Genomic DNA, 24115 nt, shown 5'->3' on the forward strand with positions numbered 1-24115 from the left:
TGCGGCAATACATACGGAAAGGCACCGATTTGCGGACGGTAACAGATAAGCAAATTAGTGAGATTGAACGGGCATTAAATGCCAGACCGAGAAAGAGCCTCGGCTTCAGGCAACCTGTTGCGGTATTCAATGAATTACGCAAGGCAGCCTAGTTTAGCGAGTGGTGCACTTCGGAGTTGAATTCGCGCCTGAGTTGTTGTTGGTTGCTTTGGATTCAGTGTTAATTAAATCCTGGGTTAAGGCTGTTGTCGTTTTATGCTCAAGGTTGTTGCTCAAGCTCAAGGCTGCTGCTTAAGGTTCAGTGTCGCGTTATCTATCAAGGTCAGATATCCCTGCTCTTCGGTCAGTTTGATCATAACCGACAAAGTAATTTCCTTCACTGGCTTGCTCATCTCATCAAGACCTGCATCAATGGAAAAACTATATTGGGTAGGTGTCTCGGTATTTATCAATGTTTGTACTTGCTGGAAACTGTTTATTGCCGTATCAGTGAGTGCCAATTGATAATGGTTTTGTGCTGGACTGCTGCTGAAGAGGCCCTCATTTTGGGGGATAACTTGAGTAGACTCCAATTTGAGTGGGAAACTATACCGGGATATTCCTTGGCTGGTATCCAGTTCCAGGGTCAGTTCAGTGGCATCAATCTTGAGTTTACCCGGTTCATCGATGAGGATTTGCGATCTGATAACTCGCGGGTTTAATTCGGCAAAATCCTGCTCATCGAAAGAACTCAGGCTGAGCATGGTGCCGAGTGGAATACTGGCACAAGCGTTAATAAAAAATATTACCCCAAGGACTGTTAAAATCCTTCTTATCATAATTATTATTCCCTTTAATACGATATTTATAATGTTTTTTTGATGTTGGCACCGCGTCCATCTGTTATTAGTGCGTCGCTAAGTTAGCCATAAAAATGATAGCTTGCCAAGCTTCTTTATCAGCAGATAAGCAGGTTTATAGATATCAAAATAAATAAATTCGACGGCATTCGAAGCAGAGTAACCCTTGCTTCGTCAATCACTGTGACTTTCCGCTACATGTATTTGCTTTGTCATAGCGTCACAATGTCATAGAGTCACTATCGCTTCCAAAAACAAGGAACGACGGCTCTGGCAATTAACCGCTATTGTTTGAGGATCTGGAGGGGATTCAAGCAGGATAAGGGTCTTGATTGGCGTCCAGAAGACTGAGGTAAAGTCGCAACTCAAATTCCAACTGATGATAGTCCGGTTCCATATAGGTGCACAGCTTGTAGAAGGCTTTGTTGTGCTCTTTTTCCTTCAGATGCGCCAGTTCATGTACCACCAACATCCGCAAGAAGGCTTCGGGTGCCCGTTTCAGGCGGGAGGAGATACGGATTTCATTCTTGGTCTTGAGTTTGTGCCCTTGCTTACGGGCGGCGTAGGTATGCAGCCCCAGCGCCTGATGGCTGAGGCTGATTTTGTCGTCAAAACACACTTTGGCGAGCGGGTTTGATTGACGCAGATAAGTTTGTTTCAGCGCCTGGGTATAGTCCCAAAGCGCTTTATCACTGCGGATCTGGTGTAATTCAGGATGACGTTTTGTCAGGTATTCAGCCAGTTTGCCAGCTTGGCTGAGCTGCTGAACCTGTTGTTTTATCTCGTCGCTGTAGTGGGCCAGATAATCAAAACCGTTCAAGGGCTTAGACCTTCTTGTAGATCCGCATCTGCTGGAAGGCGTACGCGGCGTCAAAGGCGTTTTGCTGGAACTTTTTCAGCTCCAGGCCGCTGAAGTCCACTTGCGGTGGATTGCGTTTCAGCTGCTCTTTAATGCTTTGAGGTGTCAGCATTGTTACCGGTAACTTACCCAGTTGAATGGCCGCCTCGAACTTGAAGCTGACAGAGCTGCCGGCCAGCTTACCCTTGTATTCGCGCTCAATAATCACGACGTGTTCGACCTGATAATCTTCCATCAGTTTATTGAAGGCGAATTGGAATTCCCGAATTGCTTCCTGGCTGGCAGGGTTGCTCAAGGTAAATGAGTGACGGCGGCAATCAGGAACGTTGAATACGTCCCCCTGGGCGCTCAGTAAACAGATGACGGCTTCGCCGCCTTTTAATTCAACAGCACAAACTTTCATGGTATTCCTTGTAGTTCATCATGCCGCACCGGCGGCTAATGTTAATCTTATGATTCGGAGCCGCTTTCATTGCCGTTATCTACCGGAGCGGGTTTACGTCTCATAGGGGCATCGCCCACATCCACCCCGGTAATAAAGCGCTTATCTCTGCCGGACTTGGCCTTGCCCGGTTTAGCCGCTGTCTTGCTGCGTCCTTTGGGCTTGCTGGCCTTGGTATTCTTGGGTTTGCTGCTCTGGCGCTTGGGATCGGCCAGGCCACTGAATTTGGGTTCGAGCCCCTCCAGGGAACTGAACTCGAAGCGGCGACCGAGAAAGCTCTGCACCTTTTTGAAGTTGAACCAGTCCTTGGGGCCCACCAGAGACAGGGCATCGCCCTTGGCGCCGGCGCGGCCGGTACGGCCGATACGGTGGACATATTCTTCGGCAAACTTGGGCATGTCGAAGTTGACCACCAAGGAGACATTCACCAGATCCAGACCGCGGGAGGCCACGTCGGTTGTCACCAGAATTTGCTGCTGGCCACGGCTGAACTGATCCATTATCTGGTTACGGGCACTTTGGCGCAGTTCACCACTGAGCGCCACGGCGCTGTAGCCTTCTTGCTTGAGCTTTTCGGCCAGTCTGTCGGTATCCTGGCGGGTGGCGGTGAAGATGATCACCTGGCGCTGTTGCTCGCGCTTTAGCAGTTCAATCAGCAGCGCCTCTTTATGATCCAGATGGTCACAGAGGAAAATACGCTGATGTATGTCCTGATGCTCTGCATTGGCGGCGCCAATGGCCACATGCTGTGGGTCATTGAGCAAGGTGGCGGCGATATCATTGACCTCTTCATGTTCCAAAGTGGCCGAGAACATCAGGGTCTGCCGTCGTCTATGGTTGGCGGCGTCGTTGATTGCCTTGAGTTGCGGGGCAAAGCCCAGATCCAGCATGCGGTCGGCTTCGTCGAGAATAAGCAGTTCCAGCCCTTCCAGATACAGATGGCGTTGTGACAGGTGGTCGGCAATCCGTCCCGGGGTGGCGACGATAAAGTGTGGATCCCGCGCCAGTGCCTTGGCCTGATCGTTGAAGTTTTCTCCGCCAAGCACACTGATGGCTCGATATTGGGTATTGGCAACCAACAGACGCAGCTGGGCGTAGACCTGGTTGGCCAGCTCACGGGTCGGCAGGAGTATCAGTACCCTGGGATCACGCTTACTGAGCGCCTTGGTGGAGATCACCCTTTGCATTGCCGGCAACAAAAAGGCCAAGGTCTTTCCCGAGCCCGTCTTGGATGAGGCCATCAGGTCTTTCCCGGCCAGCGCCACGGGAATTGCTTCACGCTGAATTTCGGTAGGCTCATCGATACCCATATGCTTAAGGGTTTGCAGCAGACGCTGATCCAGCGAAAAATCGGAAAAATGCAAAGGTGAACTCCTCAATAAAAACGACCGCACATTATAACGGCTTTTACGGCGCTGGGCATGCATTTAGTCAAAGGAGTGTCGAAACAGCAGCGACTTTTGTTCAAAAAAGTCGCAAGTGGGTGGCGGGAGTCCTGCCGGATAAAATCTGGAGCAGTACTGGCTTCGGGTGTATGCTGCCTTGGCTGTCTAAGCTTAGGCTGCGTGACTGGTAGAAAAATATAAAGGAGAGAGGATGACGCAGAGTCATAACCCTTGTATCGGTATCGCGCTGGGAAGCGGTGCCGCCAAAGGATGGGCCCACATAGGTGTACTCAAAGGCTTGGCAGCCATGGGAGTACAGCCAGATAAGGTGGCCGGTTCATCCATAGGCGCCCTGGTCGGTGCGGCCTATGCCAATGAGCGTCTCGAAGAGCTGGAAGACTGGGTACGCAGTTTTTCCAGCTGGGATGTGTTGGGGTTGATGGATATTAGTTGGGGCAAGGGCGGACTCATCAGTGGTGATAAGGTATTCAGTGCCATTCAAGATCGCATCGGTGATCTCCTGATTGAAGAACTTAAGTATCCTTTTACTGCTGTGTCAACCGACCTCTACTCAGGGCAGGAGATCTGGTTCCGTCAGGGGGATTTACGCCAAGCCGTCAGAGCTTCCTGTTCCATGCCGGGGATCATGTCGCCGGTGCGTCAGGGGCATCGCTGGCTGGTGGATGGCGCTGTGGTGAATCCCATTCCCGTGTCTGTGGCCAGAGCTATGGGTGCAAGTTTGGTGATAGGCGTCGATTTGCATGGTCACAGGCGTGAGCAACTGCAAGTATTGCCGGTGGCGCTCAATAGCGAAGAACCTTCATTGCAGAGCAAAGTGGCGGAACACTCCTCTGAGAGTGGTTTTATGGATCTGTTGGCCAAGGGCAAGGATTATATTTCCGGCCTGACCGACAAGTTCTCCCTCGGCAATAAGGCCGAACCCGGCATGTTGGCTGTGATGTCACAGTCGATGGATATTCTGGAGCAGCGCCACAAGCGCGCGCGCTTGATGGGGGATCCACCGGATATCTGTATCGTGCCAAAGGTGTCTGACATAGGCACTATGGAGTTTCACCGTGCCAGTGAAGCCATTGCCGCCGGGGAGAAGGCGGTGCAGCAGGCCTCGCATCTGATTGATGCGGCGTTGGGGCGTCTCTGAAGCAGGCGCTTTTTGTTAATGCTTGGTATGGGCACATTTTCTGCGGTGTGGGCACACTTTCTGCATAGTCAGCACATCATCAGCATCAAGGCGCTTCAAGGGCGTTTTTTTGACATTTTCCAAGCAATCTTGTCTTAAAAACAACCAGTTGGACGCCAATATGACGGAAAACTGACATGCAGCCTATCCATTCCTCTGTGGATCCCAGATTGTCCGGGGTCGATGCCTATGGCGTCAACAATCGTTTGACCAGCGGCAGCGGCCTCTCGGTTGTCGACACTGAAACTGTCAGTGACAACAAAAGCCAGGGCTCAGCCTCGGCAAACATAAGGCAGGACAGCATATCCCTCTCCAACGATGGCAAAAGAGCCGCGCGGCTGCAGGAGTTGGCCAAGGAGTTTTTTGGCTCAGGCCAGTTCAGCAGTGCCGATTTACCCAAGCTGTTGGCGCGCCTCGGCGACGAAGGGCTGTTGTCTGAGAGTCAGATGGCCAAATTACAGGGCAGTGGCCTGATGGGAGTCGATACCAAGGATAACGTCAGTCTAAAGGAATTTATTCAAGGCCAGATTGGTCTGCTCAGACAACAGGCCAGCCAAAGCCCTTTGCTCAACGCACTTGAGGGAGCTGATAGCTTGATGGGTAATATGGGGATGATGTATACCCCATCGAGCTCTTTGGCGGCCAATAAGGTGGCGGCTCAGTTGGATGCCGTGCTCAAGGGCGAAAACCAAACCGCCAAGAGCGACAATGGCAACAGCAGCAAGCCAGCGGTCAAGGCCGATTCCGCACAGCAAGAGCCTCAACTCTTGTCCCGGCTCAGTGGTGTCAGCGCGTTGATGCGCACCGCCGCAGCTATGGGCAGCCAGCAGCAGGGCAGTGGGCAAATCAACAGTTATCTGGCCTTGGTAAAGAGATACTGACTAGCGGCCGTTTGGAGCTCGGTCAAGGGAAAAATCTCTACAAGTTGTGCTCGTCGGCACTAATCCCATAGTGTTGTTCATCCTCTTCAATACCATGATCCAGATCATGGTATTGAAGAGCGATTTGTCGCTTAATCTCCACATATAGTGCTTGGTTAATAAAACACCACTATATATGGTGTTAAATAAACAACATGGAGATTAAAGAAATGCCGGTAGTGATTAAGCGGGACGGGTGCCGTACTCAGTTCGACGAAACAAGGATAAGGGATGCGGTGCTGGCAGCCTCTAGCCACTGCGGTATAGAAGATGCAGACTATGCGGCCACAGTTGCAGCGTTGGTCACCCAGGCGGTAACCGACAAGGCCGAGGTCAATATCCAGGAGTTGCAGGACAGGGTCGAAAACCTGTTGATGGAAGGGCCGTACAAGCAAGTGGCCCGTAGCTACATCGAATATCGTCATGACAGAGATATCTGCCGTGAATCCAGCAGCCGACTGAATCTGGAGATCCGCGGCCTGGTCGAGCAGAGCAACGCGACCCTGCTCAACGAAAATGCCAATAAAGACTCCAAGGTGATCCCCACCCAGAGAGATCTCCTGGCCGGTATTGTCGCCAAACATTATGCCAAACATCATATCCTGCCCAAGGATGTGGTTGCCGCCCATGAAGCCGGTGAGATCCATTATCACGATCTCGACTATTCGCCTTTCTTCCCTATGTTCAACTGTATGCTGATCGATCTCGGTGGCATGTTGACCCAAGGGTTCAAGATGGGCAATGCCGAGATTGAAACGCCAAAATCCATCTCTACTGCCACTGCAGTTACCGCGCAGATCATCGCCCAGGTCGCCAGCCATATTTATGGCGGCACTACAATCAACCGCATAGATGAAGTGTTGGCCCCCTTTGTGGCCAAGAGCTACGACAAGCATTATCAAACGGCGCTCAAGTGGGGGATTACCGATGCCAAGGCGTTTGCCACAGAGCAAACCAAGAAAGAGTGTCACGACGCCTTCCAGTCGCTGGAATATGAGGTCAATACCCTGCATACCGCTAATGGTCAGACGCCTTTTGTTACCTTCGGTTTCGGTTTGGGTACCAGCTGGGAGTCACGGCTGATCCAAGAGTCTATTTTGCGGATCCGTATGGAAGGCCTTGGCAAGAACCGCAAGACAGCGGTTTTCCCCAAGTTGGTATTTGCCATTCGTGATGGTATCAACCACAAGGCCGGTGACTGCAACTACGATATCAAGCAGTTGGCGCTCGAGTGTGCCAGCATTCGCATGTATCCGGACATTCTCAACTATGAGCAGGTGGTCAAGGTTACTGGCTCATTCAAGACTCCTATGGGTTGTCGCAGTTTCCTTGGCACCTATGAGGAAAACGGTGAACTGCTGCATGAAGGTCGCAACAACTTAGGTGTAGTCAGCCTGAACTTGCCGAGGGTGGCGCTGGAGGCCAAGGGCGATGAAGCCGAGTTTTATCGCATTTTGGATCAAAGGCTGGAGATGGCCCGCAAGGCATTGGATACCCGCATCGAACGTCTGGCCAACGTCAAGGCCAGAGTGGCGCCCATTCTCTATATGGAAGGGGCTTGCGGCGTGCGTCTGCGCGGTGATGACAACATTGCCGAAATCTTCAAAAACGGCCGTGCTTCCATTTCTCTGGGCTACATTGGTCTGCATGAGACAATCAATGCGCTTTATGGCACAGACACCCATGTGTTTGACGATGAAGCATTGAGGCAGAAAGCGGTTGCCATAGTGGCTCACCTCAAGGCGGCCACAGTGCGTTGGAAAGAGGAAACCGGTTATGGTTTCAGCCTCTACAGCACACCGAGCGAGAGCCTGTGCAGCCGTTTTGCCAAGCTGGATGCCAAGCGTTTTGGCCTGGTTGATGGGGTCACCGACAAGGGCTATTACACCAATAGTTTCCACCTGGATGTGGAGAAAAAGGTGAATCCTTACGACAAACTCGACTTCGAACAGCCGTATCCTGAGCTCGCCAATGGGGGGTTCATCTGCTACGGCGAGTACCCGAATATGCAGCACAACCTGGAAGCGCTTGAGAATGTCTGGGACTACAGCTACAGCCGGGTGCCTTACTATGGAACCAACACACCGATAGATGAGTGTTACGACTGTGGTTTTACCGGTGAGTTTATCTGTACCAGCAAGGGCTTTACCTGCCCCAAATGTGGCAACCATGAGCCCAGCCGGGTGTCTGTGACCCGCAGGGTTTGCGGTTATCTCGGCAGCCCGGATGCCAGACCCTTCAACCACGGTAAGCAGGAAGAGGTCAAGCGTCGGGTTAAGCATCTCTAACGTAAAACAGTACTCTGTGTACTTACGCTTGGATTTTTGCCTCTTTCCCTAAATAAAGGCGCCCCGAGGGGCGCCTTGTGGATATAGCTATGAACTATCATCAGTATTACCCCGTGGATGTGGTCAATGGACCGGGCACCCGGGTAACCTTGTTTGTTTCCGGTTGTGAACATCAGTGCCGGGGCTGTTATAACCAGTCAACCTGGGATCCCCGCTCCGGGCATTCTTTCGACCAGGCGATGTCTGACAGGATTATTGCCGATCTCAATGATAGCCGGATCCCGAGAAGGGGCCTGTCACTCTCCGGCGGTGACCCACTATTTCCAGGCAATCTTGACGCCATCAAGGCCTTGCTGCTGCGGGTGCGGGACGAATGCCCGGGAAAGGATGTCTGGCTCTGGACTGGTTATCGTCTCGATGAGCTCAGTCCGGCGCAGCGGGAATTGCTCGGGCTTGTTCATGTGTTGGTGGATGGCAAATTCATGCAGGAGCAAGCGGACCCCTCATTGAAGTTTCGTGGTTCGGCCAATCAGGTGATACACCTGCTCAAAGACCCTCAATAAGTACAAAAGTGAAAACTGGTTAACACAATTGCTTTTCCCTGCTAAAAAACCCCGTCACCTGAGCTTGAGTTGCTGTTATACTTCTGTCCGGCACATTTACGGCAACCAGGCCGTCCATTCTCAGGTGCCGGGATTTTGTAAGGTAACAGAATGAATTTGAAGCAGGAGCTGCAACAGCTCAACGATAAGCTGGATCAGTATCGCCGTAAATTGGCTGCCGCAGAGCAACGTGGCGATGGTCCTATCATTGCCCAGTTTCAGCGGGAAATCGCCGCCGTCAACAAGCGGATTGCAGCCATCAAGGGGCAGCAGAGTCGGCAGCTTGGCAAACAGGGGCAGTCTATTCGCGATCTGCCTTTTAGCCGCGAACTCACCAAAGCCGAACAGGCCGACATGGGCAAACTCAAGAAGTCTGTCCGGGGGTTGGTCGTTGTGCATCCTATGACAGCGCTGGGCAGAGAAATGGGTATTACTGCCGTTACCGGGTTTGCACCCAAGGCATTTTAACTGCCGCCGTGACAGCAGATAATAACCAATGAATTCACTTGGGTATTCCGGTCGGTGGTAAAAACGCATAAAATGACCGGCCTGAGTACTGAGCGCGCTTCACTATTATCTTGATTTTGAAGGATGTTAACCGTCTCAGGGAATGAGAGCAGTCGTTAAGGTTAATTCATGTCTATTAAATTTATCGCCACCGCCAAATTGCCAACCCCTTGGGGGGTGTTTGCCATGCATGGTTTCGAGGATACTGAAACCGGTAAAGAGCATGTGGCGCTGACTTTTGGTGAGCTCCAAGCCGATAAACCCATGCTGGGACGGATCCATTCGGAATGTCTCACCGGAGATGCCCTGTTCAGCCTGCGCTGCGACTGTGGCTTTCAACTGCAGACCGCGATGCAAAATGTCGCCGAAGCCGGTCAGGGCTTTATTCTCTACCTGCGTCAGGAAGGTCGTGGCATAGGGCTGTTGAACAAAATTCGAGCCTACGAGCTGCAGGACGATGGCGCCAATACAGTGGAAGCCAATGAGCGCCTGGGCTTTCCGGCTGATATGCGCAAGTACGATATGATTGCGCCCATGCTGGAAAAAATTGGCGTTCATAAGGTGAGGTTGATGACAAATAATCCGCGCAAGGTGCAGGCGATGAAAGATGTCGGCATGGAAGTTGTCGAGCGGGTGCCGCTGCAGGTTGGCAAAAACCGCTATAACGAAGCCTACCTCAAGACCAAGTCTACTGAGCTTGGCCATATGATGTCTGAGTATCATTTCACCGAAGGTCATCAGGACTGAGTCGGCAAAGATGAAGTCACCGGGGAAAGCATCGACCCAAGTTGGTTTATTGAGTGTGTCTTCCCTGGGGCTTTTGCTACTTGCCGCGCCAATCTTTGCCCAAGAGTCTCCCAGCCACGCTCGGCCGCCGGACAACTCCCACTATGCCTTTGGCAGTTATCTGGGCAGCGGGGTCTATCGCGCGTCCGAACAGGATGCTACCGTCATCAGCTTACCGCTGGACTTTACGCTGGAGCAGAGTGAGGACACGGAGTTCTTGCTGCGCCTGCCTATCTCTGTAGGCTTTTTCAACTATAGCCTTGAAGATGCCGGTGAGTTCGAATTGCCTTCCAGTGTTGGTACCTTGACCGTGACCCCAGGCTTTGAAAAGCGTTGGCGTCTGGATGAAAACTGGCGCATGGAGGCCTATGGCGATCTCGGTTTTGGCAGTAATTTCGACCAAGGTGGTAATGTCGCCATCATGGCAGCCGGCATCAGTGGCTTGCGCTCTTTTGAGTTGTGGCGGGCAGATTCTTTGTGGGTGACCCGACTGAAATTTGCTGCCTACAGTGAACGGGCGTTCAGCATCAGTCAGAGCTTTTCCGTATTGCAAACCGGAGTGGATATCGGCTTGCCTTATCACTGGTCCTGGCAGGGGCTACAGATGCAGCCCAGGGTGTTTGCTTTGGGTTATTGGTATTTTGACCAGTTACAGTTTGCCGGCGATCTCAACCAGGATACCTTGGTGTCCGGCAGTATTGAGTTGGGTGCCACCCTGGCCCTTGCCAAGCCAGTGCTTGGCATAGACAGATTGGGGATCAGTTACCGTAGTGGTGACGGGCTGGAGATCTGGCGCCTGCTGTTCAGCATGCCTATCTGAGGGCTGAGCCCTCAGTGGCGGTGTTCTTGTCCTGGTGAGTTTTCTCTTTGATTAAGGCGACCAATTGGCCACTGACGGCGGCTATCTGATCTTGCAGCAGTTTACGCTTTATCTCGGCGGCTTCAGAGTCATCGCCATTTAGCTGCTGCAACTCCTGTTGCAACTCCTTGAGTTTGTTCTGCAGTTCCTTAATCTTCTTGTCAATTTCAGACATACCCGAGGTATCTTCCTCGGCGGCTTCCTGCGCTTCTGAGGTTTGCGCCGAATTATTTCGGTGCAATTGACCACCCACATCATCCGCCAGCGCCTTGCGGCCGGCAGAAGAGATATTCACTTTATCCTGGCTGTCCGAACTTGTGGCAGTGCTTTCCTTGGCTGTGCCCTTGGCGACCACAGTGACTTCACTCAGGCTGCGGGAACCGGTTCCCTGAGTGGCGATTTGACCTAAGCCTGCAATGTTCATCATTAAACTCCCTGGCGGCATCTGTTCGTGCTGATAGTCGATAACGACTTATCGGCTGCAAGGGGAAGAACTTTAGCAGCTTTGAAGCAAAATTGGTTAAAAATATAGCGGGTTGCGTGTTGTATCAGGGCCGGGTTAGTCAGTTTTTTTGCCCCAGATATGGGCATTGGTCTGAGGCTTGTCGGCACAGGTTTTTTGGGCCGGTTTTTCCCGTGTTGCCGGGGTTGAATTGCCCAGCAGGTGAGGCGGAATGGGCAAGCCCTTGCTGGTCAGATAGAGGCGTTCCAGTTTTTCCCTGGCCCATTGGGTTTTTCGCAAAAAGGTTAGACTCGACTTAATGCTGGGATCATGGCTGAAGCAGCGCACTCTTATCCTTTGTGCCAGACCATCAAAGCCGTACTGTTCCACCATTTCTGTGAGTATCGCCTTGAGGGTCAGGCCGTGCAGGGGATCTTTGTTGGCTTGAGGGGAATTGGAAGCTGTCATCAATGGGCCTTGGTAGCTGGTGTTATAAAAGCGGCGCCAGTATAACCGAGAAGCTTTTCAAATGCCTTGCAAAAAGGTTGAAAAAGTTGCGTCAAACTGTCCGGCAGATACATGCTCGGCAGATCTTTAGCCAAGGGAAACCATCGAGAGAGGAAAAAGGGGCCGTAGCGGCCCCTTGAAAGAGAGATTATTTAAAGTGCAGTGACCAGTTGTCGATGTAGCCTAGGTCACGGCGACCCGAGTCGACGGCCTTGAGCAGCCAGGTACCACTGGACTCGACACCTGTCATATCGACCGAATAGCTCTGGATGATATTGTCGGTGCCTTTGCCTGTGTTGTCGTGCAGCACGGCAATCTGGCCATTGGGGCTGTGCAGTTCAACCTGCAGATCGCCAATGTAAGGGTGCACTATGCTGACATCTACAGTGACCACACCCGAATCACCGCTGCGGCTGACACTGATGGGGCTGGTAATACCTGTGCTGTTGTTGTCGGGAATATTGGCATTATCACCATTGGTGTAGCTCGCTGCGCCGCCACCTGGATTGGTGCTGCTTGAGCCTGTGTAGCTAGCCACCAGGCTGGCACCGCTGAAGCTGCTGTAACCGCGAACCATCACATAGTAAGTACCGGCTTGAGGACTGTTGACCGAACAGCTTTCAGTGTTGCCGCCTTTCCAGGGGCGACAATCAAAGCTGCTGGTGGTTGGAGCCGCGCCGTACTGCATGTAAAGGTCGGCATCACCTGTGCCGCCACTCAGGTTGAAGCTCAGGTTGGAAGCGCCGGCTGGCACATCGAGGAAGAAGTGCAGTTCATCGTCTTTGGCACCGCTTAGGTTGTTGACCGCCACTCCATTTTCCAACTGACCATCGCTTGGCGTGCCGGGATCGCTCGGGCCATTACAGGAGGCATCCAGATATTCCTTGGCAGCCACGGCATTGACCAAACCATAGCCGGTGCGATCGTCACGACCGGGGACATCCAGATCTTCGGCGGTGGCTTTCAGCGCCTGACGCACCTGGGCGGCACTACACTCAGTGTGATAGCTCCATACCAGAGTTGCGACGCCGGATACGTGTGGCGTCGCCATGGAAGTACCGTTGTAGTACTCATAGTCTTCGCCGGTGGTGTTGGATACGCTGGCCTGCTGACCGATTTGGTTACGTAGCGCCAGACCGGTTTCACGGTCTACAGACACAGAAGCCTTGGTCAATTCAGTGTTTGAGTCAACCAGGAAGGGGTTTTGCAATCCGGGCAGAGTGCTGTTGGAGTAGACAATAGTCGCTGCAGCACCGGCGTTGTTACAGGCGCGAACCGCATTGATCTCGGGATAACCGGCACCTTGGTTTTCCAGACGTTGCACCAAACAGACTTTGCCCGTCATATTGCCGCAGTTGTAGCTGCCAGCGCTGGTGTCACACTCGGCCAGTTCGCCGCTGGCACTGGCGCTGATGGGTGAGGGCACATAGTTGCTGCCCGATGGTACAAAGCGGTTGTGAGGCACCACCCCTTCGGCAAACAGCGACTGACCGGCAATGACAATATCAGCCAGACGTCCTTCGCCGCGAGTCACGGTTGAGAGGATTGCTTCACCCGGGCCGGAGATTTCGACCTGATTGGTGTACTGGGAGAAGGCCGAATGGTCTTTGTTGCTGTCGACCGAGGCCACCGACATTACCGCATCATAGGAAGCCGGGTAGCTGTGGGTGTTGTTGCCATCGTTACCGGCCGCGGCAATCAAGAGCACGCCATTGTTAAAGTGGTTGGTCATGGCATTGCGCTCAGTGGTGCTGGATCCTGAGCCACCCAGGCTCATGGTGACCACATTGGCGCCATTGTCGACGCAGGTATCCACGGCGGATACCAGTGAAGAGGAGTAACCCCAACCTGACTCGTTGAATACCTTGATCACATGGATATTGGCGTTCTGATTCGGCATCACCCCAACCACGCCTTCATTGTTGGCGATGGCGGCTATGGTGCCGGCAACGTGAGTTCCGTGGGCATTGTTATTGCCCGGCTCGAACCAGTTTCCGGTGCCCGAGTTGTTGGTACCTGTGACATTGTTGCCACTGAGATCCTGGTGAGCACGATCATAGCCTGAGTCTATGATACATATGGTGCGATTACCGCTGAGGTTATCGGCCAACTGAGTCGCGCCGACATAGGTTTGCCCCCAGGGCGTGGTTTCACTCAACAAGCGGCGGGGCATATCTTCTTCGATATATTCCACATCGGTGCGGGCACGCAGCGCCTTGAGTCCTGGGTTATCCAACTTGACGCTGTAGCTGTGGCTGCGACCAATGCGCTTCATTTCGCGAGCCTTAACGCCGTTAAGCGCTCTGTGCTGGCCGAATACCTGATTCAGTTCGCTTTGACCACTCATGGTTTGCAGGCCGTTGTTGTCCTTGAACTTAACGATATAGCGCTTGGGCAGGGGCGACTGCTGTGACAGATCATTGGCTTGAGGTTTGAAAGGTGCGCCATGAACACCGGCAGAGACTGCCAGGGCCAGCATGGACAGACTCAGGGCCAACTGTTTATTTGTTATTTTTTTCATACTTGTCTTCCGTGTATCAGATCTTGGTTTATTGTCCTCGGACATTTCAGCATTCACTGAAATGACCCTTTTGCAATCTACCGTCACGAAAAATTCATGTAAAACAAATGTTAACGGAATGGCGTTCTATTTCAGCTTGGTTGTATTTTGCTTTTTGTGAATATAAATTCAATCAAGCGTTTTATGTTACCAAGTGCATCACTGCCGATTGCATGAAATTTTGCCGGGCTTGAATAAGAGTCGATGTGAGGATGGATTGAAATCTGATATGTAATTAAGGTGCAATTAATTGATTTATAAAGTTAATGAAGCCTGTTATTTTAATTTGATATAAGCAATTACTTTTAAGAACAATAGTTGCGAAAAGAAGACTTTAGTATAGGGTAAAGGCGACTTTTTGACTAAAAGTGCATTTTTGACACTTGCATTTTATCTTGGGGATTGTTGATTATTTGTGTTAATCGTTTCATGAGAAGGCCCACTTGAGTGGGCCCTGTTGCATGAGAGGCGCAGTACTTAATGGCTATCTGGTCAGCTAGTTACCGGCGCTGGCCTTGAGGCTATCATAGCCGCCACCATTATAGACTTCCTGATAGCCGGCTTTATCCAGCGACTCTTTGGCGATACCTGAGCGGCGCCCGCTACGGCAGTAGACAACTACCGGGGTGTCCTTGGCAATGCCCTGTTTGGCAAAGGTTTCGGCTATCTGCTCAAAGGGGATATTAACCGCCTCTGGCAGATGTCCCTCGGCGTATTCCTCCGGGGTTCTGACATCCACCAGCATGGCGCCCTGGGCGACCTTGGTCAGCGCAACTTCGGGAACCATCTGCTCGGCACGAACGCTGAGGCTCAGCAATACACCAAAAAGCAGAGTCGTTAGCCACAAGAATTGGCGCTGGGTACGGGTTATTATCTTCACTTACATTCCTTAATCAGTGGGTATTGGCCTTGGCTTGTTCAGCCTCCGTTTTCATACCGAATTTACGCATCAGCATGCTGGCAGGACAAAAGCCGGTAAAAGCACTTTGGAATAGGTTAGCGCCAACAAACAGAGTTAGCCATACAAAATTGTGATGGACAGTGGCGGTTAACAGTAATGACAACATCACCATAAATCCGGCAAAGGCCATAGTGGCACGTTCTACAGACATTTTAAGCTCCTTTGGCCGCCTGGGCCTGGTTGATCACTGAGTCGATGCGCTTGCGCATCAGGGCATAGTAAAGTACCGGGATCACCACCAGCGTTAGCAGGGTGGAGATCAGGATCCCGAAGATAAGGCTGATGGCCAGACCGTTGAAGATCGGGTCATCCAGAATAAACATGGCGCCTATCATGGCCGCGAGGGCGGTGAGCATAATAGGTTTGGCCCGCACGGCGCCCGAGTGAATGACCGCCTGTTCAAATGGCACTCCTGCAGCGGTTTCCTGGTTGATAAAGTCCACCAAGAGTATGGAGTTACGCACTATGATCCCCGCCAGCGCTATCATGCCTATCATGGAGGTGGCGGTGAACTGGGCGCCGAGCAAGGCGTGCCCCGGCATGACCCCGATAATGGTCAAGGGGATAGGCGCCATGATAATCAGCGGTACCAGATAGGAACGGAAGTGGGCCACCACCAGGAGATAGATGGCAATCATGCCAACCCCATAGGCCAGGCCCATATCACGGAAGGTTTCATAGGTTATCTTCCATTCGCCATCCCAGAGTACGCTGATGGCATCCAGGCCATCGGGTTGGCTGAAATAGTGCTGGTTGAAACCAAGGCCACCTTCTGAGTCGATATCCGCCGCCATTTCAAACATGCCGTACAGTGGGCTGTCGAGTGGCCCGGCCATGTCGGCAATCACCATGATCATCGGGATCATGTTCTTGTGAATGATGGGCGCGTCTATCTGTCCTTTGCGGATTGTCACCAATTCGGCCACGGGCACAGTGCCGCCATGGAGGCTGTCGAGGCGTAAGTTAAGCACTGAAGTCAAATCCAGTTTGTCGGCCTCAGGTAGTTCCAGGCGAATTGGCACTGGGCGTTTCTGCATCGGTTTATGCAGCACATTGATATCCTTGCCGCCGACAGCGGTGGCCACCAGATCCACTATGTTGGCGTAGGGTACGCCCAGCAGACTGGCCTTGCTGCGATCGATAAGCACCTGCCATTTCTGTTGTGCCGCCGGCAGGAAGATATCGATATCCACTACATCCTCGGTCGCCTGGAACAGGGACTGCAGCTCCCTGGCCGCCTGCTGGCGAATATCCTGGCTGGGGCCATAGACCTCGGCCACAATCGGCGACCACACTGGCGGGCCGGGGGGCACTTCCACCACTTTGACATTGGCGTTGAAGCCCCGGGCGATTTGCTGCAGCGGGCCGCGCACCGCCAGGGCTATGCTGTGGCTGTCTCTGTCCCTGTGCTGTTTATCACTGAGATTGACCTGAATATCGCCAAGCTCCTGACTGTTGCGGACAAAGTAATGCCTGACCAGGCCGTTGAAGTTAATCGGGGCATGGGTGCCGGCATAGAGCTGCAGATGCTGCACTTCGGGTACTGTCACCAGATAATCGGACAAGGCCTTGAGGACTTTTTCTGTCTGCTCCACCGGCGTGCCTTCCGGCATATCCACCATCACCTGGAATTCGCTCTTGTTGTCGAAGGGCAACATCTTGAGCACCACCAACTGGCCAACTGGCAGGGCAACAGCCATGCCTATCAGCACAAACACGCCGGCGGCCATGCCTACTCGGGCCTTGCGGCTCTCGAGGAATGGCTTGATAAGCCGGGTAAACAGCCTGAGCATCACAGGGCTGGCATTGTCGCTATGTCCCTCGCCACCCTTGTGTCTGAGCAGTTTGTGGCTGAGCCAGGGGGTGACCACAAAGGCCACCGCCAGGGAGATCAACATGCCCATGCTGGCGTTGATGGGAATAGGGCTCATATAGGGGCCCATCAGCCCAGAGACAAAGGCCATCGGCAGCAATGCCGCAATAACGGTAAAGGTCGCCAGAATGGTGGGGCCACCCACTTCATCCACGGCGGCAGGAATGAGCTCACTCAGGCTGCGTTTGCCCATGGCCATATGACGGTGGATGTTCTCCACCACCACTATGGCATCGTCCACCAAAATACCTATGGAGAAGATCAGTGCAAACAGGGATACCCGGTTGAGGGTAAAGCCCCAGGCCCAGGAGGCGAAAAGGGTAATCGCCAGGGTAATGACAATCGCCACACCCACCACCAGTGCCTCGCGCATTCCCATGGTGAACACCACCAGGATAACCACAGCGGCGGTAGCAAAGATCAACTTGAAGATCAGAGTGTTGGACTTGTCAGCCGCCGTCACGCCATAGTTGCGTGACACAGTGACATTGACATTGTCCGGAATAAGCAGGTTACGGCTCTTTTCCACCTTGGCAAGGATTGCATCGGCCACATCCACGGCGTTTTCACCCGGTTGTTTGCCTATGGCTATGGTCACTGCCGGGAAGACGCCTTTAGCTTCTGCTTCGGCGCTGTGACCGTTTTGATGCCAGGCGCCATAGAGGGGGACATCGGCCTTGAGGCTGATATCGGCAATATCACTGAGGAACACTGGGGCGGCTTTGCCTTGGCTATCATTGTGCACCGCGACCACCAGTTGCTGCACATCCTCCAGCGAACGCAGGAACTGGCCGGTCTGCACCTTGATCTCCTGGTTATCCTGCACCAGAGACACGGGCATGGAGACCGCATTGTTGGCGCCGAGCGCCCGGTTGATGGCATCGAAGCTGACACCATAAAAACTCATTTTGGCCGGATTGATGCGCACATTGAGCACCAACTCATGGGATCCCATGGACTCGACATCTCGGGTGCCGGGAATGCGCTTGAGTTCGGTTTCGAGCCCATGGGCCACATGAGTCAGTTGCTGAGCCGAGACATTGGGATCTTCTGACCAGAGAGTCAGGCTGACAATGGGCACATCGTCTATGCCCATGGGTTTTATCAAGGGATCGCCCACACCCGCGGCTCTGGGCAGCTTGTCCAGGTTGGAATAGATTTGATTGTAGAGTTTGACTATCGCCTCGTTGCGGGGCACACCCACCTCAAAGATGACGATGATCATTGCGCCATCGGGCTGCGAGAAGGAGTAGAGGGTATCTATGCCTTTTATCTGCGAGATCACTTCTTCTGCCGGCAGGGTAACCAACTGCTCGACCTCGGTCGGTGTGGCGCCGGGGAAGGGGATAAACACATCGGCAAAGGTCACATCTATCTGAGGTTCTTCCTCCTTGGGAGTGACCATAATGGCAAACATCCCCAGCAACAAGCCCAGCAAGGCCAGCAGCGGCGTAATGGCACTGAGCTGGAAACTGGCGGCAATGCGGCCGGAGATGCCGGTGTTATTTTCGCTGTGATTAGCCATGAGTTCCCCTTACTTGGCCTGGCGCTGCTCGAGCAGCAACTGGTAGGCGTTGGCGGCCACTATGTCTCCGGCTTCGAGTCCTGCCAGTATGGTCACGCCATCGTCACGCACATCTCCCAGACGTACCTGTTGCAGGACAAAGTTATCGCCGCGCTTGAGGTAGACGGCCGACAGCTCATTGACGCTGTAAAGCGCTTCTTTGGGCAGCACTATCTCCTGGCGTTTGTCTATGGCAAAGCGTACCTTGACGAAACTGCCGGGCAGCAGATCGCCTGTGTTGGTCGGCAGTGGCAGTCTCACCTGAAAGGCGCGGCTCTGCTCATCACTGAAACCAAAGACCTTGGGGGTAGTGACATCAAAACTGCGGCCATCGGCTAGGATAACCGTCATCTTGTCTGTGGCTTTAGCGGCCTGAAGAAAACGCTGCGGCAGCTGCATCACCACCCGCATCTCATCGTCGGCAAAACCGGACAGGAGCGGCTGACCGGGAGCGACTGTTTCTCCCTCTTCCACATGCCTGGCCGTGACTATGCCAGCATATGGCGCGCTGACGACTGTGTATTTCAGTGATTCCTTTGCCTGAATGATCCTCGCCTTGGCGGCGCTGGCCGCCTGGGAGGCTGACTTGGCATTGGCTATGGCCTGATCCATTTGGCCGCGGGAAATCGCGCCCTTGGGAAACAGTTCCTGATAGCGCTTGAGCGTCAGCTGCGCTTCGGTATCCAAGGCTCTGGCTCTGGCGTATTCCGCCTCGGCCGCCGCCAGGGACGCGCCTTGCTCTTCACTGGTGATCTCCAGCAGCGCCGCCCCGGCGGGGACTCGGTCGTTGACATCATAGTAAAGCTTGAGGATCCGTCCCGAGGTCTGGGCCGACACGGTTGCGGCCTTGACAGCCTCGAGCCTGCCATCCAGGGTCAGCAATTGGGAGTGCTCTGTCTGGCGGACAGTCACTGTGGCCGGCTCGGCTGCCTTAACCGGTTGAATGAGCAGCAGCGCGGGCAGTAACAGGGTCAATACTGGCGTTATTCTGGGCATGGAACTGTTCTCAAAAAAACATCTATGAGAAAATTCTAATGAATAAGGTGGTCGCCTGCAACTATTATTAGAAAAATATGATTAAATAAGAGGTGGCTTGAGTAACTGATTAGACCTTGAATACCCAGGCCAGAATATACACAGCCAGAATACAGATACGAAAACAGGCGGCCTTGGCCACCTGCTTAATATTGAAAAATCCGTTTCAGGTTTGCGCTTCAAAAGTTCAGTCGTTGAGATAGTAGGTGAGGGTAGAGACGATTCGCACCTTCTTGATGTAAGGCGTATTACTGTCGCGATCGGAAATGGTGAAGGTGCCCTGGCTGGCTTGTTTGATCTTCCCAAGTACCGAGTCTGAATCTTTGGCAAACTTCTCGGCCACTTCACGGGCATTTTGGGTAGCCTCCTGCACCATGGCCGGCTTGATACTGTTGAGTTCGGTAAACAGGAATTCGGTGCGACTGTCATAGTCCTGACTGGCGATGGCTATGCCTTCTTTGGCCAGGGCCAGCAGCTTGTTACGGCTCTCAAGTAGCAGATCCACCTGGTGAGTATAAAGCGAGACTGTTACCCGGGCTGCGTAGCGATACTTAACATTGGGATCGACATAACCCTGGGCTTGCCTGTCTTCTATGGAAGGCAGAGAAACAGAGATTTCATCCTTGTTGAAACCTTGCTGTTCAAGAAAAACTACCACTTTATCTGTCTTTTGCTGCACCGTCTGATACAAGGTGTTGAGATCGTTATCCACTTCATTGAAGCGAATCGGCCAGATGGCGACGTTGGCCTTGACCTCGCGTTCAGCCAGACCTTTGACCGCCACGGTTCGCTCCATACCTTTCATTGCCAGCAGGCTGTTTCCAATACTGGTGCCAAGCAGCAGTAAACCGGCGCAAATAAAACCCCCAAGCAACAGGGCCGCCAGAGAATAATTTTTGCTCATTTCAAAATCCTTTATGTGATATAGGGAAGGTACAAAGTACGCTTGATATCCGGCCCTGTAAGCCAGCCGAAGCAGCGCAATTTACACCTTCCATAAGATAACCAAGCCTTGGTGAGAATGCATCTATGAGTTTGAATGCTGCCTGAACAACTTGCTGTTAATCAACAAAAAACCGCCCAGAAGGGCGGCCTTGTTAGTTAAAACTCGTTGGAGCTTTGGCTCAGAACTGATAGCTGTACTGCACTGAGTAGTACATGGCTTCTGATTTGGTAATGGCGTTAACCGGGCCAACTACTGCACTGTTTTCTACCAACTCAACCTCTTCACCTTTAACAAAGGCCATGCCGAAGTCGATGGTTTGATGTTGGTTGATGTGGTAGCTCAGGCCAGCGGTGAACCATTGACGGTCAGAGTCTGGGATGGAGATAGAGCTGATTTCATCAACCACACCATTGTCGAACATGTAACCTGCACGCACTGTGAACTGCTCATTGATGTCGTAGGTTCCGCCTACACTCATCAACCAGGAGTTTTTCCACTGGTACTGCTTCAGGGGGGCGTTTACATTGTTGGCAATTACAGTACCTGTACCATAAATGCTGCGGACACCATCTTTGGCAGTAATTTGATCGAAGTTGCCCCAACGGGTGTATTGAGCCGTGTAATGAACCGCAAAGTTTTCGGTTAACTGGTGGAAACCGGCCAACTGGAAGATATCGGCCAAAGGCACTTCCAGCTCATCAAACAGGGTTGAAGCAAAACTGTTTGTTTGGCCTGGTAAAGGTGTCAGTGTCGCAATATGGCCACTCACATCGACATTGGGGCTGTAACGGTAGCTCAGGCCAAAACGGTTGTTCTCATTCAGCTCAAGCGTGGCACCAACAATACCGCCAATACCCCAACCATCGGCATCCACATCGACCAATGGCATTTGATTGTAATAGCGATCCAGGTTGCCTTCGCCATAAACCAAATCCAGTCCGACGCCCAGACTCAACATATCATTGATGCGGTAAGACACACTGGTGTTGAAGTTGATGGTGGTTACTTCGGTATTACCTATCAGATCATAGGGAGCCGCAACTGTCTTGCTATTGACCAATGATGCGCTGTCTGTGCCGGTACCGAAGTTGGAAAAGGCCGCAAAACCAACGGCCCATTTATCGTTCAACGGCTGGATGTAATAGATGTTGGGGATCCATTTGACGCTGCCGGCATCATCAATTCCACCCAGATCCACCTGGCCACCCATGAAGTTAACGTCTTTGATATCTACCTGGACGTCTACAGTAGTGACACCAACCGAGATAGCGGCTTTGTCAAACAGTGCCATGGCGGCTGGGTTACGGGATAACACAGATGCGTTATCGGCGATCACGGCATCACCGGCAAAGGCGCGGCCGATACCTGTGGCAGATTGGCTGTTGAGTTGGAAACCGGCTGCCAGAGATTGGCCACTGATCAGCGCGACAGAAACTGCGATAAGAGTCTTGTTGAAATACTTCATTATTATCTTCTCTTTTTATGTTTGCAGGTTGGCTGTCAGTCTTTAAACCCCACAGACACCCGCTTATTAGTCCAGTGCATCTTATGGATGCTCCAGAGTGTCAACAACTCCGACCAGATGTGAAAACTTGTAATATTTTGGTTAATTTCTGCAAATGTGCTGCGAACGTGCGACGAACTTCCAAGTAGCTACTTGGCAGGAAAAGCAGTGATAACTGTGTTTTAAGTGTTTGAAGACCGGCACTGACAGTGTTGCCAAGCTGTAAAAGTTAGAGACACAATAAATTACAAACTGCTGGCGAGTTTGGCGTACAAGTGTACGCCAAACGATGGCGGCGGTATAAGAACCGTGGTTAGAGGCTTTGTTCGAAGCGATTGAATTGCGCCTCTGTGACCTCGGATGGTGGTGATAGAAGGCTTACCACAACCCCGGCCAGGGTGGCCAGAATGAATCCGGGTAATATTTCATAAAGGGCGAAGATACCGCTTTCCAATTGCTTCCAGATGATTACTGTCAAGCCGCCGACTAGAATGGTGGCAATGGCGCCGTTGCGGCTGTAGCCACGCCAAAACAGCGACAGGATCACTACAGGGCCGAAGGCGGCACCGAAACCGGCCCAGGCATAGCTCACCAGACCCAGCACACTGGCTTCCCGATCCAGGGCAACAACCACTGAGATAATGGCAATGGCCAACACGCCGATACGACCGACCAACATCAGCTCCTTGCTTGAAGCCTCGGGCCTGAGCCACTTACGGTAGAAATCTTCGGTGATCACGCTGGAACACACCAGCAATTGCGAGTCTATGGTGCTCATGATGGCCGACAAGATAGCGGCGATAAGCAGACCACCTATCCAGGGGTTAAAGGCGACCTGAGTCAGATGGATAAACACAGTTTCCGGATTCTTGAGCGGCTCATCGGCAAAGTAGAGCGCGCCGGCAATACCGGTCGCCAGGGCGCCGATCAGGGAGACAAACATCCAGCTCATGGCGATGCGGCGCGAAACCGGCAGATCCTTGACACTGTTAATCGCCATAAAGCGCGACAGAATATGGGGCTGACCAAAGTAACCCAGCCCCCAGGCCAGTGCCGACAGCAGGCCTATCAGACTTAGCTTATCGCTCCATAACGACAGCATAGCCGGGTCCAGGGCATCCAGACTTTGGTGACTCTCGGGTTGGGTAAACATGCTGACCGGGACTATCAGCAGGGCTATCAACATCAAGCAGCCCTGGAAGAAGTCTGTCCAGCTGACGGCAAAAAAACCGCCGACAAAGGTATAGGCCACTATCACTGTGGAGCCTATCAAGAGTGCTGTTAGGTAATCGAAGCCGAAGACATTGCTGAACAGCACAGCGCCACCAACCATGCCGGAGGAGGCGTAAAAGGTGAAAAACAGCAATATGGTGACGGCAGAAACCAGTTTCAGGAGGCCGCCCTTATCGTTAAAGCGCTTCTCAAAAAAGTCCGGCAGGGTGAGGGCATTATCTGCCATTTGGGTATAGATCCGCAGGCGTTTGGCCACCAAAAGCCAGTTGAGCCAGGCGCCCAGTAACAGGCCTATTCCCATCCAGGCTTCGCCCAAACCGCCAAGATAGACGGCGCCGGGCAAACCCAGCAGCAGCCAACCGGACATGTCGGAGGCGCCGACACTGAGAGCGGTCACCGCCGGGCCCATCTTGCGGCCACCGAGAATATAATCATCGACCGAATCGGTCGCCTTGTAGGCCCAAAGACCTATCCCCATCATCAGAGCCAAATAGCCCAGAAAAGTAATCATTACCGGGGTTTCAATATGCATGCTGGTTTACACTTTTGTGTTGTTGTTTGGCGCGGATACTAGCAAAAGTTTGCCAAAGCGCCCATTGTTGACGGACTATGTGAAGCAGATCTGACCATTCCCTGAGAAGATGATCCGGAAAGTTTGCAGTGGTGAGTGTTAATTTACTCAAAAAAAGGTGAGCTTAATTGGCTGAATCTTCACTAGAATTTAAACTTGTGGCTCATATTGACTTGTTTAAGGGCAAAGAGGGGCCCTTGGAGCGCGGATACCGGCGTCAGGCTTTTTATATTG

At 52.6% G+C, this 24115-nt stretch carries 21 protein-coding genes and 1 pseudogene; 8 read left to right on the plus strand and 14 right to left on the minus strand.

The features are described from left to right. Window positions 1-152: pseudogene (locus ACMHXE_RS17495) on the plus strand (IS30 family transposase); the annotation flags it as partial. 126 nt (window positions 153-278) lie between these two features. Here ACMHXE_RS17495 and ACMHXE_RS17500 read toward each other — a convergent pair. From ACMHXE_RS17500 to ACMHXE_RS17515, 4 genes are all read right to left on the minus strand, one after another. Continuing rightward, window positions 279-818 (minus strand): hypothetical protein, encoded by a 540-nt coding sequence (locus ACMHXE_RS17500; RefSeq protein WP_165564917.1) that lies wholly within the window; start codon window positions 816-818, stop codon window positions 279-281. Between the two features lie 331 nt (window positions 819-1149). Next, window positions 1150-1659 carry a M48 family metallopeptidase gene (locus ACMHXE_RS17505; RefSeq protein ID WP_101053083.1) on the minus strand — a complete coding sequence of 170 codons (510 nt, stop codon included), beginning with the start codon at window positions 1657-1659 and terminating at the stop codon, window positions 1150-1152. A gap of 4 nt (window positions 1660-1663) precedes the next feature. Continuing rightward, entirely contained in the window at window positions 1664-2101 is a 438-nt protein-coding gene (locus ACMHXE_RS17510; RefSeq protein WP_234596313.1) for a DUF3010 family protein, read from the minus strand. A 47-nt stretch (window positions 2102-2148) separates the two neighbouring features. Continuing rightward, entirely contained in the window at window positions 2149-3504 is a 1356-nt protein-coding gene (locus ACMHXE_RS17515; protein WP_101053087.1) for a DEAD/DEAH box helicase, read from the minus strand. 232 nt (window positions 3505-3736) lie between these two features. Between ACMHXE_RS17515 and rssA the strand changes: the two genes are divergently transcribed. From rssA to ACMHXE_RS17550, 7 genes are all read left to right on the plus strand, one after another. Further along, the gene (rssA, locus tag ACMHXE_RS17520; RefSeq protein WP_101053089.1) at window positions 3737-4684 is read left to right on the plus strand and encodes a patatin-like phospholipase RssA; all 948 of its coding nucleotides are present in this window, start codon (window positions 3737-3739) and stop codon (window positions 4682-4684) included. Window positions 4685-4860: 176 nt separating this feature from the next. Next, a complete protein-coding gene (locus tag ACMHXE_RS17525) occupies window positions 4861-5604 on the plus strand; it encodes a hypothetical protein (RefSeq protein ID WP_101053091.1) in 744 nt (247 codons plus the stop codon). A gap of 209 nt (window positions 5605-5813) precedes the next feature. Beyond that, window positions 5814-7931: an anaerobic ribonucleoside-triphosphate reductase gene (nrdD, locus tag ACMHXE_RS17530; protein ID WP_101053093.1), complete on the plus strand. Its 2118-nt coding sequence runs from the start codon at window positions 5814-5816 to the stop codon at window positions 7929-7931. A gap of 89 nt (window positions 7932-8020) precedes the next feature. Continuing rightward, on the plus strand, window positions 8021-8494 hold the full coding sequence (gene nrdG / locus ACMHXE_RS17535; RefSeq protein ID WP_101053095.1) for an anaerobic ribonucleoside-triphosphate reductase-activating protein: 474 nt from the start codon (window positions 8021-8023) through the stop codon (window positions 8492-8494). Between the two features lie 150 nt (window positions 8495-8644). After that, complete coding sequence (locus ACMHXE_RS17540) at window positions 8645-9001, plus strand: YibL family ribosome-associated protein (protein ID WP_025011144.1); 357 nt, start codon at window positions 8645-8647, stop codon at window positions 8999-9001. A 168-nt stretch (window positions 9002-9169) separates the two neighbouring features. Continuing rightward, window positions 9170-9787 (plus strand): GTP cyclohydrolase II, encoded by a 618-nt coding sequence (gene ribA, locus ACMHXE_RS17545; RefSeq protein ID WP_025011143.1) that lies wholly within the window; start codon window positions 9170-9172, stop codon window positions 9785-9787. A 10-nt stretch (window positions 9788-9797) separates the two neighbouring features. After that, window positions 9798-10646 carry a hypothetical protein gene (locus tag ACMHXE_RS17550; RefSeq protein WP_224867583.1) on the plus strand — a complete coding sequence of 283 codons (849 nt, stop codon included), beginning with the start codon at window positions 9798-9800 and terminating at the stop codon, window positions 10644-10646. Here ACMHXE_RS17550 and ACMHXE_RS17555 read toward each other — a convergent pair. The 10 genes from ACMHXE_RS17555 to putP all read right to left on the minus strand — a co-directional run bounded on the left by ACMHXE_RS17555 (window position 10639) and on the right by putP (window position 23842). Further along, window positions 10639-11112, minus strand: coding sequence for a hypothetical protein (locus tag ACMHXE_RS17555; RefSeq protein ID WP_146225981.1), 474 nt, complete (start codon window positions 11110-11112; stop codon window positions 10639-10641). The genes ACMHXE_RS17550 and ACMHXE_RS17555 overlap by 8 nt on opposite strands. 132 nt (window positions 11113-11244) lie before the next feature. Continuing rightward, entirely contained in the window at window positions 11245-11595 is a 351-nt protein-coding gene (locus ACMHXE_RS17560) for a VF530 family DNA-binding protein (protein WP_165564920.1), read from the minus strand. A gap of 187 nt (window positions 11596-11782) precedes the next feature. Further along, a complete protein-coding gene (locus ACMHXE_RS17565; RefSeq protein WP_101056375.1) occupies window positions 11783-14155 on the minus strand; it encodes a S8 family serine peptidase in 2373 nt (790 codons plus the stop codon). Window positions 14156-14690: 535 nt separating this feature from the next. After that, the gene (locus tag ACMHXE_RS17570; protein ID WP_224867614.1) at window positions 14691-15011 is read right to left on the minus strand and encodes a rhodanese-like domain-containing protein; all 321 of its coding nucleotides are present in this window, start codon (window positions 15009-15011) and stop codon (window positions 14691-14693) included. A 76-nt stretch (window positions 15012-15087) separates the two neighbouring features. Continuing rightward, window positions 15088-15306 (minus strand): DUF2892 domain-containing protein, encoded by a 219-nt coding sequence (locus ACMHXE_RS17575; RefSeq protein ID WP_101056374.1) that lies wholly within the window; start codon window positions 15304-15306, stop codon window positions 15088-15090. 1 nt (window position 15307) lies between these two features. Continuing rightward, window positions 15308-18553, minus strand: a complete 3246-nt coding sequence (locus ACMHXE_RS17580; RefSeq protein WP_208142858.1) for an efflux RND transporter permease subunit — start codon at window positions 18551-18553, stop codon at window positions 15308-15310. A 9-nt stretch (window positions 18554-18562) separates the two neighbouring features. After that, the gene (locus ACMHXE_RS17585) at window positions 18563-19588 is read right to left on the minus strand and encodes an efflux RND transporter periplasmic adaptor subunit (protein WP_101056372.1); all 1026 of its coding nucleotides are present in this window, start codon (window positions 19586-19588) and stop codon (window positions 18563-18565) included. A 226-nt stretch (window positions 19589-19814) separates the two neighbouring features. After that, window positions 19815-20531 carry an SIMPL domain-containing protein gene (locus ACMHXE_RS17590; RefSeq protein WP_165564923.1) on the minus strand — a complete coding sequence of 239 codons (717 nt, stop codon included), beginning with the start codon at window positions 20529-20531 and terminating at the stop codon, window positions 19815-19817. 220 nt (window positions 20532-20751) lie between these two features. After that, window positions 20752-22038: an OmpP1/FadL family transporter gene (locus ACMHXE_RS17595; RefSeq protein WP_224867575.1), complete on the minus strand. Its 1287-nt coding sequence runs from the start codon at window positions 22036-22038 to the stop codon at window positions 20752-20754. Window positions 22039-22390: 352 nt separating this feature from the next. Beyond that, the gene (putP, locus tag ACMHXE_RS17600; protein ID WP_101056369.1) at window positions 22391-23842 is read right to left on the minus strand and encodes a sodium/proline symporter PutP; all 1452 of its coding nucleotides are present in this window, start codon (window positions 23840-23842) and stop codon (window positions 22391-22393) included. Window positions 23843-24115 lie beyond the last annotated feature (273 nt).

It is taken from the genome of Shewanella sp. BJSY2023SW007, assembly GCF_047314525.1.
GTDB lineage: Bacteria > Pseudomonadota > Gammaproteobacteria > Enterobacterales > Shewanellaceae > Shewanella > Shewanella chilikensis.

What these genes read in the sequence shown, in the direction of transcription:
- ACMHXE_RS17500 (WP_165564917.1), bottom strand. Translation starts at nt 818, where the DNA reads ATGATAAGAAGGATTTTAACAGTCCTTGGGGTAATATTTTTTATTAAC.
- putP (WP_101056369.1), bottom strand. Translation starts at nt 23,842, where the DNA reads ATGCATATTGAAACCCCGGTAATGATTACTTTTCTGGGCTATTTGGCT.
- nrdG (WP_101053095.1), top strand. Translation starts at nt 8,021, where the DNA reads ATGAACTATCATCAGTATTACCCCGTGGATGTGGTCAATGGACCGGGC.
- nrdD (WP_101053093.1), top strand. Translation starts at nt 5,814, where the DNA reads ATGCCGGTAGTGATTAAGCGGGACGGGTGCCGTACTCAGTTCGACGAA.
- ACMHXE_RS17590 (WP_165564923.1), bottom strand. Translation starts at nt 20,531, where the DNA reads ATGAGCAAAAATTATTCTCTGGCGGCCCTGTTGCTTGGGGGTTTTATT.
- ACMHXE_RS17580 (WP_208142858.1), bottom strand. Translation starts at nt 18,553, where the DNA reads ATGGCTAATCACAGCGAAAATAACACCGGCATCTCCGGCCGCATTGCC.
- ACMHXE_RS17510 (WP_234596313.1), bottom strand. Translation starts at nt 2,101, where the DNA reads ATGAAAGTTTGTGCTGTTGAATTAAAAGGCGGCGAAGCCGTCATCTGT.
- ACMHXE_RS17575 (WP_101056374.1), bottom strand. Translation starts at nt 15,306, where the DNA reads ATGTCTGTAGAACGTGCCACTATGGCCTTTGCCGGATTTATGGTGATG.
- ACMHXE_RS17550 (WP_224867583.1), top strand. Translation starts at nt 9,798, where the DNA reads ATGAAGTCACCGGGGAAAGCATCGACCCAAGTTGGTTTATTGAGTGTG.
- ACMHXE_RS17555 (WP_146225981.1), bottom strand. Translation starts at nt 11,112, where the DNA reads ATGATGAACATTGCAGGCTTAGGTCAAATCGCCACTCAGGGAACCGGT.
- ribA (WP_025011143.1), top strand. Translation starts at nt 9,170, where the DNA reads ATGTCTATTAAATTTATCGCCACCGCCAAATTGCCAACCCCTTGGGGG.
- ACMHXE_RS17565 (WP_101056375.1), bottom strand. Translation starts at nt 14,155, where the DNA reads ATGAAAAAAATAACAAATAAACAGTTGGCCCTGAGTCTGTCCATGCTG.
- ACMHXE_RS17560 (WP_165564920.1), bottom strand. Translation starts at nt 11,595, where the DNA reads ATGACAGCTTCCAATTCCCCTCAAGCCAACAAAGATCCCCTGCACGGC.
- ACMHXE_RS17585 (WP_101056372.1), bottom strand. Translation starts at nt 19,588, where the DNA reads ATGCCCAGAATAACGCCAGTATTGACCCTGTTACTGCCCGCGCTGCTG.
- rssA (WP_101053089.1), top strand. Translation starts at nt 3,737, where the DNA reads ATGACGCAGAGTCATAACCCTTGTATCGGTATCGCGCTGGGAAGCGGT.
- ACMHXE_RS17595 (WP_224867575.1), bottom strand. Translation starts at nt 22,038, where the DNA reads ATGAAGTATTTCAACAAGACTCTTATCGCAGTTTCTGTCGCGCTGATC.
- ACMHXE_RS17540 (WP_025011144.1), top strand. Translation starts at nt 8,645, where the DNA reads ATGAATTTGAAGCAGGAGCTGCAACAGCTCAACGATAAGCTGGATCAG.
- ACMHXE_RS17525 (WP_101053091.1), top strand. Translation starts at nt 4,861, where the DNA reads ATGCAGCCTATCCATTCCTCTGTGGATCCCAGATTGTCCGGGGTCGAT.